The organism is Pseudoduganella sp. jia 12 (assembly GCF_055502675.1).
The window spans coordinates 652,576-669,107 of record NZ_JBUXKP010000002.1 but is presented as its reverse complement, the minus strand read 5'-3'; the positions used below and the strand labels follow the sequence as shown (position 1 = coordinate 669,107).

At 61.1% G+C, this 16,532-nt stretch carries 12 protein-coding genes; 1 reads left to right on the top strand and 11 read right to left on the bottom strand.

Annotated features, from left to right (window positions below):
* From ACY65G_RS05755 to ACY65G_RS05705, 11 genes are all read right to left on the bottom strand, one after another.
* Nucleotides 1-2,994 carry an ExeM/NucH family extracellular endonuclease gene (locus ACY65G_RS05755; RefSeq protein WP_464996398.1) on the bottom strand — a complete coding sequence of 998 codons (2,994 nt, stop codon included), beginning with the start codon at nt 2,992-2,994 and terminating at the stop codon, nt 1-3.
* Between the two features lie 149 nt (nt 2,995-3,143).
* Nucleotides 3,144-4,166, bottom strand: coding sequence for a TIGR03790 family protein (locus ACY65G_RS05750; RefSeq protein ID WP_464996397.1), 1,023 nt, complete (start codon nt 4,164-4,166; stop codon nt 3,144-3,146).
* Between the two features lie 138 nt (nt 4,167-4,304).
* A complete protein-coding gene (locus ACY65G_RS05745; RefSeq protein WP_464996396.1) occupies nt 4,305-5,723 on the bottom strand; it encodes a mannose-1-phosphate guanylyltransferase/mannose-6-phosphate isomerase in 1,419 nt (472 codons plus the stop codon).
* A complete protein-coding gene (locus ACY65G_RS05740) occupies nt 5,720-6,886 on the bottom strand; it encodes a sugar phosphate nucleotidyltransferase (protein ID WP_464996395.1) in 1,167 nt (388 codons plus the stop codon). Before ACY65G_RS05740 ends, ACY65G_RS05745 begins: the two co-directional genes overlap by 4 nt.
* 18 nt (nt 6,887-6,904) lie before the next feature.
* Nucleotides 6,905-7,903 carry a UDP-glucose 4-epimerase GalE gene (gene galE / locus ACY65G_RS05735; RefSeq protein WP_464996394.1) on the bottom strand — a complete coding sequence of 333 codons (999 nt, stop codon included), beginning with the start codon at nt 7,901-7,903 and terminating at the stop codon, nt 6,905-6,907.
* Nucleotides 7,904-9,157: a glycosyltransferase family 4 protein gene (locus ACY65G_RS05730; protein ID WP_464996393.1), complete on the bottom strand. Its 1,254-nt coding sequence runs from the start codon at nt 9,155-9,157 to the stop codon at nt 7,904-7,906. It lies immediately after the preceding gene.
* Nucleotides 9,141-10,451 (bottom strand): nucleotide sugar dehydrogenase, encoded by a 1,311-nt coding sequence (locus tag ACY65G_RS05725; RefSeq protein WP_464996392.1) that lies wholly within the window; start codon nt 10,449-10,451, stop codon nt 9,141-9,143. Before ACY65G_RS05725 ends, ACY65G_RS05730 begins: the two co-directional genes overlap by 17 nt.
* Nucleotides 10,452-10,462: 11 nt before the next feature.
* Nucleotides 10,463-12,478 carry a heparinase II/III family protein gene (locus ACY65G_RS05720; protein ID WP_464996391.1) on the bottom strand — a complete coding sequence of 672 codons (2,016 nt, stop codon included), beginning with the start codon at nt 12,476-12,478 and terminating at the stop codon, nt 10,463-10,465.
* Nucleotides 12,478-13,578: a glycosyltransferase family 4 protein gene (locus ACY65G_RS05715; protein ID WP_464996390.1), complete on the bottom strand. Its 1,101-nt coding sequence runs from the start codon at nt 13,576-13,578 to the stop codon at nt 12,478-12,480. Before ACY65G_RS05715 ends, ACY65G_RS05720 begins: the two co-directional genes overlap by 1 nt.
* Nucleotides 13,575-14,687, bottom strand: coding sequence for an acyltransferase family protein (locus ACY65G_RS05710; RefSeq protein WP_464996389.1), 1,113 nt, complete (start codon nt 14,685-14,687; stop codon nt 13,575-13,577). Before ACY65G_RS05710 ends, ACY65G_RS05715 begins: the two co-directional genes overlap by 4 nt.
* Complete coding sequence (locus ACY65G_RS05705) at nt 14,684-15,097, bottom strand: serine O-acetyltransferase (RefSeq protein WP_464996388.1); 414 nt, start codon at nt 15,095-15,097, stop codon at nt 14,684-14,686. The genes ACY65G_RS05710 and ACY65G_RS05705 overlap by 4 nt, the downstream gene beginning before the upstream one ends.
* Before the next feature lie 249 nt (nt 15,098-15,346).
* Between ACY65G_RS05705 and ACY65G_RS05700 the strand changes: the two genes are divergently transcribed.
* Nucleotides 15,347-16,498, top strand: a complete 1,152-nt coding sequence (locus ACY65G_RS05700; RefSeq protein ID WP_464996387.1) for a glycosyltransferase — start codon at nt 15,347-15,349, stop codon at nt 16,496-16,498.
* Nucleotides 16,499-16,532 lie beyond the last annotated feature (34 nt).

Genomic DNA, 16,532 nt, shown 5'->3' with positions numbered 1-16,532 from the left:
TTAGAAGTTACCGCTGTAGATCTTGGCCGTGTAGGTGGCATTCACCTTGGCCGGGTTGCGCAGCGTGAGCGGCAGCGTGACCGATGCTCCCGGCGCCAGGCCGCCTTCGACGCGCAGGTATGGCGCACCGTCGTGCGTGCCGGCCGCGTTGACGACCGTGACCCCCGCCGGCAAGCCATCGAGTTGCAGGGCCAATGGACCAGCCAGCGCGGCGGACGACCGGTTGACCAGCGTGATCGAGCCGGTGAACAGTTGCGTGACGCGGTTGAAGCCCAGGCCCGTGGCATTGACCTGCACGCTGGCCGTGACGTCGCTGTACGCCGCTTGCAGCGCCAGGCTGATGACGACCGGATCGTGGTCGGAAGCGCGATACGGCTGCGCGTCGTACAGGTCCTGCGGCTTGCCGTCGGTGTTGTAGTCGATGACTTGCGGCTCGTCGGCGTTCGCATGCCATTCAGCGGCGCCGACAACCTGCGGGCTCAGCGAAGCACTGGCCAGTGCGTGATCCAGGTAACCGGCCTGGTGGCCGAATACGTAGGAGTACGGCAGCTCCACCGGGCGCACGAAGCGTTCGAGCTGGTTCACGTAGCCCTTTGCCGTGATGGCGGCGATCGGGTCTTCCATGCCGTAGGCATTGAAGTCGCCGATCAGCAGCACGTCGTTGTCGCCGGCGGCGGCCTGCACCTGGGGCACGAACGTGCCCACCAGTTGCTGCGCCTGGGCAACGCGGGTCGCGTTCCAGCAGCTCTGGCCATCGCCGTTATCCGCCTCGGCACCCGAGCCCCCCGGGCAGCTGCCCTTCGACTTCAGGTGATTGACGACGACCGAGAATTTTCCGCCGTTCGTGGCGCGGAACGTTTGCGCCATCGGCGGGCGGTTGTTGACGCTGTTCGCATCGGCCAGCGCACCGCCGACCAGCGTGACTGCTGCCGGTTTGTAGATCATCGCCACGCGGATCGCATCCGTGCCCGTGGCGGCCGGCTTCGGCACCACCGCGTACACCGGCGAACCGTAGGCGGCGTTCAGGCTGTCCACCAGCAGGCCGACGGCCGTGTCGCCGTTGTTCTGGATTTCCATCAGGCCGACTACGTCGGCATCAACGCTCTTCAGCTGGTTGACGATCTTGTCGCGCTGGCGCACGTATTCGGCCAGGTTGTCGGCACCGCGGCAGTTGCCGCGCGAGGTCGAGGAACCCACCGTGCAGCCCTGGTTGGTCTGGCCCGTGGCCGTCGCGCCGTCGGTGAACGTCGTGAAGAAGTTCAGCACGTTGGCGCTGGCCACCTTCACGTTCCCGGCCGCCAGGCCCGGGGCGCCGTTGCGCGGGTTGTCGCGGGTGATGGCCGGGGCCACGGTCGGCTGCAGCTTGAAGCCTGCGCCGCCCCCGCCCAGTGCGCCGTAGTCGACGACACCGGTCAGGTCATGCACCAGGTCGCCCGCGCGCACGGTGCGGCCTTCGCCGATGTAGGGAATCGTCGCCGGCGTGGTGAAGAGGCCGTCATCCAGCACGATCAGGTTGGCCGCATTGGCCGCCGCCAGCGCGGTCGCTTCGGCGCTGCGTGGTGCAAAGCGGTTGGTCGGGATTTCCAGGCGGCCGGAAGACAGCGACAGTTCGCCGCGGGCCCCCACGTACTCGGTCTGCGAGATCGTCAGCGGGCTCGTGAAGCGCACCAGCATGCCTTCCACCTGGTCCAGGCGGGCGTTCGGCAGTGCGATATTGGTCGGCGCCACGCTGTGGCCCGACGACAGGACCGGTGCAAACGTCACATCGGTCATTTCCGTATAGGAGCGGTTGGCGCCGTTCGGCGTGTATTCGGTGATCTTGCCGGTGATGCGCACGCGCTGGCCGACGGCCACGCCTTCTGCGGCCGCGGCATTGTAGACATACAGCCCGTCGGACGTGGCCGGATCGCCGTCGCCGCTCGCATCCTGCAAGAAGAAGCCGCCATCGACCTTCGCGGTGACGATACCTTCAGTGGTCTGCACGCTGTTCGCATGCGGGCTGGTAGCGCCGCTGCCCTGGATCTGCGGGATCGTGTGCGTGACGGCTGCCAGCGTGCGCACCGCAACGTTGACCGTGCAACTGGCATCCTGCGCGTCGTCATTGGCGAAGCGGATCGTGACCGGGTAATCGCCCAGCGGCACGTTGGCGGCCACGTCGAGGCGGCCGGCCGCGCTGCTGCCTTCGGCGTTTGCGGCGTCGAAAGCCAGCGTGATGCCCGGTACCGCGGCGGACGTGATCGACGCGGCGTTGACGATACTGTCGGCATCGCTGGCTCGCAGTTGCGTGGTGCCGGCATAGCCGTGGGCGATGCCGAGGCTGGCCGGGCACTGCAGCACGATCGGCTTGTCGACTGGCACATTGCACGAGTGGGCCGGCGCAGCGGCGTTGCGCGGCGTCGGCGCGGCCACGGTGAAGTCCGCGCCGTTGTTGTCAGTGTCGGTACAGCCTGCTTCGTTGCGCAGCACGGCGGTGGCATTGCCCGTGCCGCCGGCGGGCGCTGTTCCCTCGAAATGGCCGGCATTGCCCCAGCCTACCAGGTCGACCAGCGCGCCGCCGCTCGGCGTGGCCCCGGCCAGCGCGGTGGTGGCGCTGACCAGCGCCACTTTACCGCTGCTGCCGCTCATCGGGATCGTGCCGGTCGTATCGGGGTCGAGGGCAACGGTACCGCCGCTGCCGGTGGCTTGCTGGACCAGGTGGTACCTGCCGGGTTCGATCGTGACCACGGGCAGCCGCGTCACCTGCCAGCTGCCGCCGCCGGCGCTGGCGTATTGCACACTCCAGTCTGTCAATGTGACCGCCGCATCGCTCCGGTTGAACAGTTCGATGAAATCGGACTTCAGCGTGGCGCCGCTGTTGCCGCCGCCGCCATAGACTTGGCTGATGACGATGTCGGAAGCGGCAAAGGCCGGTGCGGCAAGCGACGCGGCCAGGGCAGCAGCCAGGGCCGCCGCCAGTACGGTCTTGCGGCCCGGGATCGGAGCGTGTGGTGTCATGTTATTCCTGCATATTGAAAGAGTGAATCGAATATTGCAAAAATGCATATTATCTAAACGATATGACTCCTTCATGACAGTGCGCCGATGCCCTGGAACGGCTGGTATCGCACGCAGGGAACAGAAACCGCGTATGGCCGGGAGGCCAGTCAGCGACGGTAAGGGGAGGCCAGAGGCTCGCCGATAAAGACGCCTTGTGCAGGCCAGGCTACGCTGCGCCAGTATGCCTCGATCGCCGTGCTGCCACCGAGGTACTGCCGAAGGAGCACGGTGGGGTTCGGGAATTTCTGCCAGAAGTTGCATGGTTCGGTCACGGTGCCGTAGCTAGCCGTGGCACCTGCCTGCAACCAGCGAAGACTGCTCATCTGGGCATTGCCGAGCAGATCGCCACCCACGGACGTGAGATGATCGGCCAGCGCGCCCGGCAGGAACTGCAGTGTATCGAGCTTGTCCACGCGGGCCTTGCCAGTCTGGTAGAACATGATATCGCTCTTGTTTTCCAGTGAATCGTCGCGCAGCGTGTGGATCGTCAGCTTGCGCTGGGGGATCGCTCCCGCCTTGGGAAAGAAAGGTGCGCGGCTATTGCGTGCCTGCTCGCTGGTGACGAGATAGTAAGCGCCCGCGTTGGGAACGCGAAAGCCGCTCGCCTTGCCGCGGTCGATCAGGGCCCTGCCCTCTTCTACCGACTCGGTCGGCATCAGCATCGCCAGCCGCATGCCCTGTTGGACCGCGCCCGGCAGCGCAGACGCGTTGAAGTAGGGACTCGGCTTGCCGGGCGCGCAGGTCTTGGCGCACTGTTCGGCATCGAACCCGAGCGTATAGGCGGCCGTGATGCCGTTGCATTCGACTGCATAGGGCGCCGTCCATACCATCAGCACTGCCTGCACATCCGGTTTCAGGCGGCTGTCGATTTCCGCCTTGAGGCTGGCGAATTGTTCCGCGCTTAGCCTGCGCGGTTTTCCCGGAATACGCACGTGGACGACATTCGCTTCGGGTATGCCACGCGCGGTGCGGTAATACTCGCCTAACGCCACGCTGTTGGGTTCCTCGTCATTGATGACGATGGCCAATTGGGCAGGACCGAGCGCGGGTGCGGCCATGGCGGCAGGTGCGGCCAGCAAAACCGGCAAGGCAAGGGCAAGTCGCACGATGGCTTGGCTCCAGATAGACATGGAAATGAAAAAACGGAAGCCGCAGCTTCCGTTTTGATTATAACGCGTGGGCCGGGGCACGGCGGCAAACTGCAGTGCCGGCTCGCGGGCGTACCTGCGCGAGCAGTTCGCCCTCGCAGCAGCCCGACGCTTTCTCACTCAGGTACGCTGGTAGACGTCCTCGAACCTGACGATATCATCCTCGCCCAGGTAGCTTCCAGACTGTACCTCGATGAGGTGCAGCGGCAGCTTGCCCGGATTTTCCAAACGGTGGTTCATGCCGATCGGAATATAGGTCGATTCGTTCTCCGTCAACAGTTCCACCTTGTCGCCGCACGTCACCTTGGCCGTGCCGGAAACAACGATCCAGTGTTCGGCGCGGTGGTGGTGCATCTGCAGCGACAGCTTGCCGCCCGGATTGACCGTGATGCGCTTGACCTGGAAGCGTTCGCCGATGTCGATGCCTTCGTAGCATCCCCAAGGACGGTAGACCTTTGTGTGGTGCAGGTGCTCGGTGCGGTCCTGGCATTTCAGGTGATCGACCACCTGCTTGACGCGCTGTACCTGGGACTTGTGCGCGACCAGCACGGCGTCGTTGGTTTCAACGACCACCACGTCGTCGAGGCCGATCACGGCCACGCAGCGGCTTTCCGCGCGCACCAGCGAATTTTTCACGCCATCCAGGTAAACGTCGCCACGGCAAACGTTACCGTTCTCGTCCTGCTGCTGCACTTCCCACAGCGCGGACCAGGAGCCGACGTCATTCCATCCGATCGATGCCGGCACGACGACGGCGTGACGCGTATGCTCCATCACCGCGTAGTCGATCGAGTCGGACGGGCTGGCTGCGAATGCTTCCTCGTCCAGGCGGCAGAAGTCGAGATCGCGATAGCCTTTCGATACCGCTTCGGCCGTCGCGTTGGCAATCCCGGGCTGGAACTGCTGCAGTTCCTTCAGGTAGCCGTCGGCACGGAACAGGAACATGCCGCTGTTCCAGAAATAATTACCCGCCTTGACGAATTCTTCCGCCGTGGCGCTGTCGGGCTTCTCGACGAAGCGGTCGACCTTGAAGCAGTTGTCGCCCACCGGCAATGGTTCGCCGCTCTTGATGTAGCCGTATCCCGTCTCCGGTGCCGTGGGTACGATACCGAACGTGGCCAATGCACCATGCTCGACCAGCGTGGCGGCGCGCACGATCGCTGCGTAGAACGCCTCGGTGTCGCTGATCACATGATCCGCAGGCAGTACCAGCATGACTGCCTGGTCATCGATCGCCTTCAGGTAATGCGCTGCCGCTGCCACGGCCGGTGCCGTATTACGGCCTTCAGGCTCCAGCAGGATGCCGAGCGGCTTGACGTTGATTTCACGCAATTGCTCAGCAACCAGGAACCGGTGCTCGTTGCCGCACACGATCAACGGTTGCATCAGTTCAGCGCGACCGTTCAGGCGCAGCGCCGTGTCCTGCAGCATCGTCTTGTCGGCAACCACCGGCAGCAACTGTTTCGGCAGCGCCGCACGCGATAATGGCCACAGGCGGGTGCCGGCGCCACCGGACAGGATGACGGGATAAATTTTCATGCTTTTTTCTGTTCTAAATGAGGTAGGTCTGGTTCGTTTTCCCGGCGGCGGGCGGCGCGGCGGTCGCGTGCGTTGGCCCACTCATCGGATTCATATTGCGAAACGTGCTTCATTTCGCCAGCGCGGTCGACACTATAGTCTTTAAAGACAATCAATTCGTCGAGCGTAACATCCGGTAACACGCGCGTATATTCAAACAGCACACTGCGAACGACCTTTGCGCCGGAGCAGATATGACTGCCGTGGCCGATCCACGTCGGGCCGACGATGTGAGCACCGGCATCGACCTTCACGCCCGAGCCGATGTACACGGGCCCTTCGATCTTCGTACCGTCGCTCCAGTCGATGTTCGTGTTCAAGCCGACCCACAGGCCTTCATCGACCTGGATACCGGGTACCGCCATGTTGGCGACTTCGCCCAGCAACACACCTTGCAGCACTTCCCAGTAATCCTTCACGCTGCCGATATCGATCCAGTTGAACTTGCGCGTCTGGTTGTAGAACGGCAGCCCCTTCTCGGCCAGCAGCGGGAACAGCTCGGAACCGATATCGAAGGCGCGGTCCGTCGGGATCAGGTCGATCACTTCCGGTTCGAAGATGTAGATGCCGGTACTGGCGCAATTCGATTTCGCATGCGCCGGATCCGGTTTTTCCTGGAATTCGCGGATGCGGCCATCCTCGTCGCTGACGACGACGCCGTAGCTCGACACCTTGTCCCATGGGACTTCCCGCGTGATGACGGTCGCCAGTGCACCTTTGCGGCGGTGCTCGAACAGTGCCGATTTCAGGTCAAGGTCGATCAGCGCATCGCCGCACAGGACGATCGTGGTTTCATCGAAGAACCCGCCGAATTCCTGGATTTTCTTGATGCCGCCGGCGGAACCAAGCGGCTCCGGCACCACTTCGCCATCGTCGTTGGTATATCCCTCGAACGAGTAACCGATCTGCACGCCGAACTGGTGGCCTTCGCCGAAATACTCTTCGATCTTTTCGTGCAGATAGCTAACGTTGACCATGATTTCCGTGATGCCATAGCGGGCCAGGTGTTCGACCAGATATGCCATCACAGGCTTGCCGAGGATCGGAATCATCGGTTTCGGTAATTCGTACGTCAACGGCCGCACGCGCGTGCCTTTGCCGGCCGCGAGGATCATTGCTTTCATGTGAAGCCCCCTGGAAAATTATTTCGATGAAGATTGCCAGCGCCACGTGTCATCACACATGCGGGCAATGTCGAACTGTGCTTTCCAGCCAAGCTCGCGCTCGGCCTTCGCCGTATCTGCGTAGCAGGCGGCAATATCTCCTGGTCGTCGATCGACGATCTTGTATGGAACCTGCCGGCCGCTTGCAGCTTCAAACGCGCGTACCATTTCGAGCACGCTGTTGCCGCGGCCGGTCCCCAGATTGTAGGTATATACGCCCGAACCTGTCGCCAGCTTGTCGAGGGTCTTGACGTGCCCGATCGCCAGGTCGACCACGTGGATATAATCGCGCACGCCGGTGCCGTCCGGCGTCGGATAATCGCCGCCAAACACGGCCAGCGATTCACGCTTGCCATGCGCCACCTGCGCCACGTAAGGCATCAGGTTGTTCGGGATGCCGCTCGGCTCTTCGCCGATCAGGCCGCTCTCATGTGCGCCCACCGGGTTGAAGTAGCGCAGCAGGGCGATGCGCCAGCTGTCGTCCGACTTGTGCAGGTCGCGCAGGATTTCCTCGATCATCAGCTTGCTGCGGCCATAGGGATTGGTTGCCGACAGCGGGAAGTCCTCGGTGATCGGCACCGTGGCCGGGTCGCCATACACGGTGGCCGACGAGCTGAACACGATCGACTTGACATTGAACTTTGCCATCGTTTCCAGCAGCGCGACGCTGCCGGAAACGTTGTTGTCGTAGTAGCGCAAGGGTTGCGCGACCGATTCGCCGACCGCCTTCAGACCCGCGAAGTGGATCACCGAATCGAACTGCCGGGTCGCGAACGCGCGTTCGAGCGCAGCGCGGTCGCGGATATCCGCTTCGATGAATTCAAAAGGCTTGCCGGTGATGCGCTGCACGCGCTCCTGTACGGCACGATCGGCATTGGCCAGGTTGTCGACCACGACGACTTCATGGCCGGCTTTCACCAGTTCGACGACGGTATGCGACCCGATGTAGCCCATGCCGCCGGTAACGAGAATGTTCATTCAGCTTCCTTTGTATGAGGGGGGAACCGCGCCGGGCAGCGGAGCATTGGCCGAATACAGCCGCTCATACGCCGCCAGCAGCTTGGGCGCTTCATATTGCCATTCCAATTCATTGACCACGCGGTGGCGGCCATATTCCCCCATGCGCGCGCGGCGCTCGGGGTCATCCAGCAGTTCGGCGATCTTCCTTGCCATGTCAACCGGATCGTTCTTGTTCGCATACAGCGATGCTTCCTGCGCCGACACCTTGCCTTCGACCAGGTCGAACTGCACGATCGGCTTGCCAAGTGCCATGTACTCCATGATCTTGTTCATCGTGGACTTGTCGTTCATGTCGTTCGCCACGTCCGGATTCACGCATACGTCCGCCGTGTTCAGCATTTCCAGCAGGTCCTGGTCGGGCACCCGGCCGGTGAACGTCACGTAGTCGGCGATCCCCATCTTCGCGGCCAGCGCCTTCATCTGGTCGAGTGACGTACCGCCTCCGACGAGGCCGAAATGCACATCCCTGCGGCCCAGGTCGACGATCAGATGGCGTGCGGCTTCGAGCAGCAGGTCGATGCCTTCCTGCGCGCCCATCACGCCGACGTAGCCGACCAGGTAGCGCTTGCCCTTCTTCAGCGCTTCGACAGGCGGCAGCACGCGCAGGCGGTCCAGTTTCGGGCCGCTGCGCACGACATAGCAGCGATCCGGATCCATGCCGCCACGCTCGATCGCGATGCGCTTGTACGATTCGTTGGTGGCAATCGACACGTCGGACGTCTTGAACGACCAGCGCTCGAACAGCACCATCAATTTGTAGAAGAAGTCACGGCGCCCGAACTTTGCTTCATACAGTTCCGGGTTGATGTCATGGTGATCGAACAGGAACTTCTTGCCCATGGTGAGCTTGAAGAAACCACCGATCAGGAACAGCAGGTCGGGTGGATTGCATGCGTGGATCACGTCGAAACCGCGCTGGAACAGCACCTTCCATGCCAGGCGGAAGGTATGGAACAGTGCGGCCGAATACTCGATCGCATAGCCCTTCGCGCCCTCCGCTTCCAGAGGCAGCTTGTAGCGGTAGATGTGGATGCCATCGACCTCCTCGTACCGGCCCTCGTAACCTTTGCCCGTTGGACAAATAATCGATACCTCGTACCCGTTCGCATGCAGCGTGGTCGCTTCCTGCCATACACGCCGGTCGAAAGGCGATGGCAGGTTTTCGACCAGGATCAGGACGCGACGCTGTTTGCCCTTACCAGCAAATCCCATCGTACTGGCCTCCGCTCTGCTCCTTGCTGATGCGCACGAGGTCGACGATCGTCTGGCCATCTTTCAGCATGCCTGGCACCTGCTTGAACTCGGTGGCACCGTTACCGATCACCACCGTGTCGGCGAATGCCAGCACTTCTTCCATCGAATTCACCATCAGCTTTGAAATGTGCGGGATGTGGTTCAGGATGTAGTCCTGGTTGGCGCCGGTCAGGGCAGCCAGATTGACGTTCTTGTCGTACAGCTTCAGCTCGTAGCCTTTGCCCAGCAGCGTCTCGATCACGTCGACGAGCGGCGATTCGCGCAAGTCGTCGGTGCCGGCCTTGAACGAGAAACCAAGGATGCCGATCTTGCGCGTGCCCTTGTCGACGATCATCTTGACACCCTTCTCCACCTGCTTGCGGTTCGATGGCAGGATCGAATCGAGCAGCGGCAGTTCCAGGTCCAGCGAACGGGCCTTGTAGGTCAGCGCGCGCACATCTTTCGGCAGGCACGAGCCGCCGAAAGCAAAGCCCGGCTTCATGTAGTAAGGCGACAGGTTCAGCTTGGTGTCCTGGCAGAAGATCTCCATCACCTTATGGCCGTCGATACCGACTGCCTTGCAGATGTTGCCGATTTCATTGGCAAACGCAACCTTCACGGCGTGCCACGTATTGTCCGTGTACTTGACCATTTCAGCCGTAGCGACATCGGTACGCACCAGCGGCGCATCCATGTTTTCGTACAACTTGACGAGCATCGCGCCAGCGCGTTCATCCGACTCGCCGATGACCGTCTTGGGCGGATGGTAGTAATCGTAGACAGCCGTGCCTTCACGCAGGAATTCCGGGTTGTTGCAGACGCCGAAGTCAACACCCGCCTTCTTGCCGGAAGCCTGTTCCAGCGAGGGGATCACGACGGAAGTCATCGAGCCCGGCAGCATGGTGCTGCGTGCGACGACCACGTGGAAGCCTTCCTTGTCCCTGATCGCCGAACCGATCTGTTCGCAAACCTTGCGCACGTGCGACAGATCCAGGTTGCCGTTCAGCTGCGAAGGCGTGCCCACGCAGATCAGCGACATCTCACTGTTCAGCACAGCATCGCGTACGTCGGTCGTGGCACGCAACTGGCCATCCTTGACGGTCTTGGCGATCATTTCGCCAATGTCTTTCTCGATGATCGGCGTGGTGCCTTTGTTGATCAGGTCGACTTTCGTCTGGTTCGGATCGACGCCGATCACTTGGTGTCCGTCGGTTGCCAGACAGCCGGCAGAAACCGCCCCCACGTAGCCCAGGCCAAAGATGCTGATTTTCAAGATACTGCTCCTTAAATGTTTGAGTTACTGCTTGCGATATCGCTTGCGACGCTAAGCGTGATCCGGGTTTCAATGGTGGTCGTGCCGCGGATTCTGCCCCGCCAGACGGCGGTCGTGATCGCCGCTTTTTCATCGAAGCGACGCGATATCCAGCCACCGATCGGCGCCTCGCTGCAGCGCAACAATTCTGGCTCGGCCATGTCACCGAACAAGCACTGCATGCGCAGTCCGCTATGCTGGCTGTTCACAACGACATCCGCGCCCTCTGTCTCCACCTGGCAGCTTTCTGCGAAGTGCCAGTGCAAGGCGATATCGTGTTCGCCCCGGCATTCTAATATATCTTTTACAACAAGAGCGTTACAATTTGCATCAAATTGTAGTTTGCGGCGGTGCAATACAGGATCCGCCAGACGGCGATAACCGTCTTGCTCGCCCTCGAATACCTGCTCCGGCCCTGATGGCGAATGGACCAATGCCTTGGCATTGGCCTTGCGCAGCCACATGAAGTTGCCGCCGATTTCAGATTGATCCTGCCCATCCACCTGTACCGTGTTGTGGGCGGCCGTACTGCGGAAGTAATCCCGCCAGATTTTCTGCGTGTGATAGGCATAGGTGCCCGGATCGATCAGCAACTCGTCGCCGCCGGCCGACAGGGTGAATGCCAGTGCATCCGCGTGGCCATGCGCGGCGATCGACAGATAGCCGAGTGGAGCACAGTCGATCACGATGCGAACTTCATCGGTCGCACCGAAGTTTTTCCCCAGCAAATAGTAGCCACCTTCCGGGAATGCCAGGACGGGCTGCTCGGGCGCATTGGCGAGCGCATTCCAGCGCGCCACGCCGGCAGCACCGAACAGCCAGCGGTTCTTGTCATCGAGGTGGCCGGCCTTGCTCTTCAAATCGCCACGATTGAACAGCAGCGCGCAACTGGCCAGCAGCGAGCGGTAGGGGCTCCATCCATCCTCATAGGACAGCCGCACCATCTGCGCGTCATCGGCATCGCCCGTCATCGGCACATTTCCCGACACGTCCATGAGTGCGGCAACGAATTCGGCCAGCTTTTCGAGACGTTCCAGATACGCCGCCGAGAAGCCTGCGCCATTCGCGGCACCGATGTGATGGCACAGCAACATCATGTCCATGACTTCGTGCTGGTAATAGATGGCCTGTTCCTTGTTGACACCGTCTGCCGTATTCTGCTTCAGCGCCTCGGCTTCGAGACCACGGCGCGCCAGCGCTTCCCAGCGCGAGCTTTCGGGCCAACATGGCCACTGCACGCTCGCCACGAACAGGCCCATATATTCGCCGAACAGGTGATTATTGGCGGACGAATGATGCGAGAAATAGCCGCGAATGAAGTGGCAATGCTGGTAGATGTTATCGAGCCAGCGGCGCTGGAAGCGAGTGCCCTCCTCGCCCTTGAACAATGCACTGTCGGTACCACCCAGCAATTGCCAGGCAAATGCCCAATTCACCAGCCGGACGGCCAGTTCAAGCGAGCTGGTCCAGTGCACACCGAGCGGGTACGGGCACTGGTCGAACCACGATTCGAGCAACACACGTGCCCCCGCGGCATAACGCTGGTCGCCGGTGGCACGCCATGCCAGCGCCAGAGTGACCAGCTCCAGGTGGCGGCTGGGCTCCCACAGGTATTTAATGTCCCCGACGACGGATTCGCGGCGATAGTCGATCGACTTGCCTAGCTTCATCGGTGCCACCGTACCGGTCTTCGGATCGCGGTTCCACTGCGGGGGGAAACCCAGGTTCAGCCCGCGCATCGCGAATACATTCCACCGTCCCGCCAGGATCGCGTTCGCCGCCGCGCGCAGCGCGGTGACATCGAGCCCCTCCGTTGTGTCGCAAACAAAAGCGGCACCGGTTTTCTGCAGCGACGTCATGCGCGGCGCGGAAACCAGGCCCAGGCCGAATTTACTGGCTTTTTTTTGCGCTATTTGTTGCACCCGCCACAGCACTTCAGCCGGGCTCATCAGGCTAACCCGGCGCATTTTCCACGACAATGAACTCATTACTTCTCCGAAAACTGTCTAACCTGCAGGGCCGGCACGGCGCGTGCGATCCCGAGTTCGGCATAGATGGCCTCGATCCTCGGCAGGATCGCCTCGACGGAAAACGTCGTCTGGATCTTGCGGCGGGCCGCTTGCCCCATGCGTTCCGCCAACGCATCGTCCTGCAACAGCACGTCGAGCCGGGCGCGCAATGCCTCGGTATCGCCAGGCTGGACCAGGAAACCTTCCACGCCATCCGTCACCGCCTCGGGAATTCCGCCGACCGGGGTGGTCACGACAGGCAGGCCAGCCGCCATCGCTTCGAGTACGCTCATCGGCAAACCCTCGTTATACGACGGCAAAGCATAGACACGTGCCGTGGCCAGTTCGCGGTTCTTGGCATCGCCAACGACCCAGCCCAACAGGTTCACATGTTTTGAAATGCCAAGCTTGGCTGCGCGGTCGGCAGCCTGCTCGAGGTCGCCATCGCCTCCCAGCCGAACCTGAAGTGCCGGCACGGCGGCGGCCAGTGGCACGGTCGCATCGAGCAGGTCGTAGCTGCCTTTCGGTTTGCCGATCCTGCCCAGCATCAGAACCGTCGGGGCTGCCTGGCGCAGCACGCGTGCTTCGGCCGGCACCTGGACAGGGTTATAGATCGCGACGATATTCCGGTTGCTACTGATGGTCTGCGCCCATGCCTTCCAGGTGTCGGACAACACGATGACGCGAGAAGCATTATCAAAGACGTAACGAATCGCAGCCTTGCCGCGATCAGAACACTGATCGTAGAAGTGATGGAAGGCGCCGCTGTGCAGGTGAACAATCGTCTTACGCCCAGTCAAGTGCGCAAGCACAAAGAATGGCAGCTTGCGCCAGAAACTGGCGCGGGAAGACACATGGATATGTACCAGACTCATCTGCGAGGTGACCGCGAGCCAGATGAATGTCGCCAGCGCTTGCAGCGAAATGCGCAGCTTTGCAAACTTGCCGCCATCGCAATGGGTTGCGATATATCGGATGTCATATGCGTCAAACAATCCGGCAGCGCGGTAAACATTCACGACCGACGAAATGCCGCCCATGGTGTCGAAGCGAGTGCCTACCATGACGATTTTTTTCATGCCTGTTCTTTCTCGACAATAGGGGTGGTTTTAGAAACGGAGCCACCATGGAGACGCTTGCGCATGCGAGCGAAAGGAATCTCGACTGCGCGATACACGAGGTAGGAAAACGCGATGGTCAATATGATGGCAATCGTGCCCCGCAAAATTTCGGGCTGCCCGGGCAGTGTGCGACGTGATACGGATATCCACAGAAGGTGGCTGAGGTAGAACGTGTAGGAAATGGCACCGAGAAAGCGCGCCGGCGCCGTATTGAGCAGGCGGAAAACCGGCCACTCGGGATGGCGGACGGCGAGCCAGAACAGCGGGAACAGGCCAACGCCTTGCATCGTGTAGCGCAGCGTGTCCCGGAAACCGTCGTCACGTACCAGGAAACTCATGGCCAGCAGCAGCAGTCCGCCACCCAGGAAAAGCAGCTTGCCGGCTTTCGACGAAAACGGATCGCGGTCCATGGCCGGATTCATCCAGACACCCATGATGCAGCCGAAGAGAATACTGTCAAAGCGGGTATCGGTTGCCAGGTAGGTGCGATCACTAGGCGCGTTCAGGAAGAAGATCAGCACGCACCGCCAGGCCAATACGATGCCGCAAATCAGCAGAAAGATAGCTGCTGTACGGTTGCCCGACCCGCGCCGGGATATCCAGACGAAAAGCAGCGGGAACAAGAGATAGAAATGCTCTTCTACGGCAAGAGACCAATAAGTGCCCGTCGTTGCCAGCAGTTCCGCGCCATTGTGGCCGATCAAAAAATAGTTACTGTATTGCAGCAGCAGCGACATAACGCCGCCGACACTGGTATATCCGGGAAACTGCATCGCGTCGGTGATCACGAAGATAACCGCTAGTACCAGGTACAGTGGCGGCAGTATCCGGTAAGCCCGACGCAGATAGAACGAGCGAAAATCGAGCCGTCCGGTTTCCGCGAGCTCACGTCGCATCAATGTCGTAATCAGGTAGCCGCTCAGGAAGAAGAACACAGTCACGCCGAAAGCGCCGGGAATATAGCGGCCGGCGCCGGCATGGCTCAGGAACACGGTCAGGGCGGCGGCTGCGCGGATCCCATCCAGGGAGGGCAGGTAAAAAGGCTGTGCGTTTGCGTGGCCACTCATGATTTCTCCTTGACCACGGCAGGCACGCCGACCGCGACCGCGCCAGCAGGCACGCTGCGCAGGACCACGGCGTTGGCGCCGATACGGGCATTGCGCCCAACGACGACGGGGCCCAGCACGCAAGCGCCAGCGCCGATTTCGACACCGTCTTCGATGACAGGGACGTCGTGATGGCCTGCCCGTCCGCCAATGGTGACATTCTGGGCAATCTTGACATCGTTCCCGATTTTTGCACGGGCATGGACAATGGTCCCAAGACCACTATAGGCGAAGCGGACCCGGGCCCCAACGGTTGCGCCTGGCGGGAGGACAACGGCAAAGAAAATTCGGTTCAGACCATACAGCAGGCGAGGCAGCACCGGGATGCCGCAACGATGCATCCAGGCGGCAAGCCGAAAAATTTTAATCATCTACAATCCAAAAGCAAAATCTCCGGCCGGATGGCCGATTCAGCGCAAAGGCTACTTTTTTCATAACAAAATGTCAACTGCAATTTCAACGGGATCACTTCAAGACTCCCGGATTTTGTCATATAATCAACGCTCTAGCAACTCTGCCAAGGTCTGGCAGCACCAAACACAAAGCCGATGAGTATAAACTCCAAGCACGCACGGGTATTGCAATTTGTTCCCGAACCCCTTCCTTCCTACCGCGCTGACGTGTCCACCCTGTTCGGCAAGTATCTGCCCCGGTTCGGCGTCCGTTGCGATCTGGTAGGCAAGGCTGGCAATGCAAATGAGGCTTCGCCGCATGATTTTGCGTCGGTGACCCAGCCACCGCGCAGGGGCGGACGACTACGGCAGGAAAGCGACTTCATGGCACTGTGCCTGCGTCGGGCATGGCAAGTTCGGCGCGAGGACGTCGATGTCATACAAGTGCGTGACATGGTCAGTATCGGCTTTGCCATCATGCTGATCGCGCGACTGCGCGGCATTCCATTTGCATACTGGGCCTCTTTCCTCATGTGCGACGGCCGGATCGAACGCAGCAAGGCCGAACTTGCCAAGGGCTTCCGGCTTCATTACCTGCTCACGCTGTGCAAGGGCCTGGTCGAGAAGTTCATGTTCTACAAGGTAGTGCTGCGTCATGCCGACCATGTATTCGTGCAGAGCGAAGCGATGAAAGCCCACATGGTTGCTCATGGCATCCCATCGGAACGCCTGTCGGCCGTGCCGATGGGCATCGATACCGAATTGCTGCGTCCCGATGCCATCACGCCAAGGCGCCTGCCCGGATGGGAGGGGATCCCTGTCGTTGCATACCTCGGCACACTCGACCGTTCCCGGGAAATCAACATCGTCATCGACGCGCTGGTGGCGCTGCGCAAAGACGTACCTTCAGCCCAACTGTTGCTGATTGGCAGCTCCCCAACCCCGGGTGACCACGACGAGTGGCGCGCCTACGCAAAGTCCTGCGGCCTGGAGGATGCCATTGCGATTACGGGGTGGCTTCCGGCAGCAGAAGCGCAATCGCTGCTGGTCGGCGCTGACGTGTCAATATCCTATATTCCCCGCAATAAGCTGTTCGATGTAAGTTCGCCGACCAAGCTGCTCGAGTATCTCGCGCTAGGATTGCCCGCCGTGGGAAACGATAGCCCTGACCAGCATTTCGTCCTGAATGCGAGTGCGGCTGGCTGGCTGACAGAGAGTTCGGCGGACGACATGGCCCGTGCAATGCGTGATGTTCTGCTGGACGTGCCATCGGCTCGAGTGCGCGCCGGCCTGGGCCGTGCATTCATCGAAAAGCACCGCAGCTATCGGATACTTGCGGAATCACTGGCGAAGCGCTACCAGCAACTCATGGTCGGCTGACGGCATGATCGCGACTTCGCCGTGCGATGACGTC

Excerpts from the sequence above, each read along its gene's own strand:
- ACY65G_RS05720 (WP_464996391.1), bottom strand. The coding sequence starts at position 12,478 with ATGAGTTCATTGTCGTGGAAAATGCGCCGGGTTAGCCTGATGAGCCCG.
- ACY65G_RS05745 (WP_464996396.1), bottom strand. The coding sequence starts at position 5,723 with ATGAAAATTTATCCCGTCATCCTGTCCGGTGGCGCCGGCACCCGCCTG.
- ACY65G_RS05730 (WP_464996393.1), bottom strand. The coding sequence starts at position 9,157 with ATGGGATTTGCTGGTAAGGGCAAACAGCGTCGCGTCCTGATCCTGGTC.
- ACY65G_RS05740 (WP_464996395.1), bottom strand. The coding sequence starts at position 6,886 with ATGAAAGCAATGATCCTCGCGGCCGGCAAAGGCACGCGCGTGCGGCCG.
- galE (WP_464996394.1), bottom strand. The coding sequence starts at position 7,903 with ATGAACATTCTCGTTACCGGCGGCATGGGCTACATCGGGTCGCATACC.
- ACY65G_RS05705 (WP_464996388.1), bottom strand. The coding sequence starts at position 15,097 with ATGATTAAAATTTTTCGGCTTGCCGCCTGGATGCATCGTTGCGGCATC.
- ACY65G_RS05755 (WP_464996398.1), bottom strand. The coding sequence starts at position 2,994 with ATGACACCACACGCTCCGATCCCGGGCCGCAAGACCGTACTGGCGGCG.
- ACY65G_RS05710 (WP_464996389.1), bottom strand. The coding sequence starts at position 14,687 with ATGAGTGGCCACGCAAACGCACAGCCTTTTTACCTGCCCTCCCTGGAT.
- ACY65G_RS05715 (WP_464996390.1), bottom strand. The coding sequence starts at position 13,578 with ATGAAAAAAATCGTCATGGTAGGCACTCGCTTCGACACCATGGGCGGC.
- ACY65G_RS05750 (WP_464996397.1), bottom strand. The coding sequence starts at position 4,166 with ATGTCTATCTGGAGCCAAGCCATCGTGCGACTTGCCCTTGCCTTGCCG.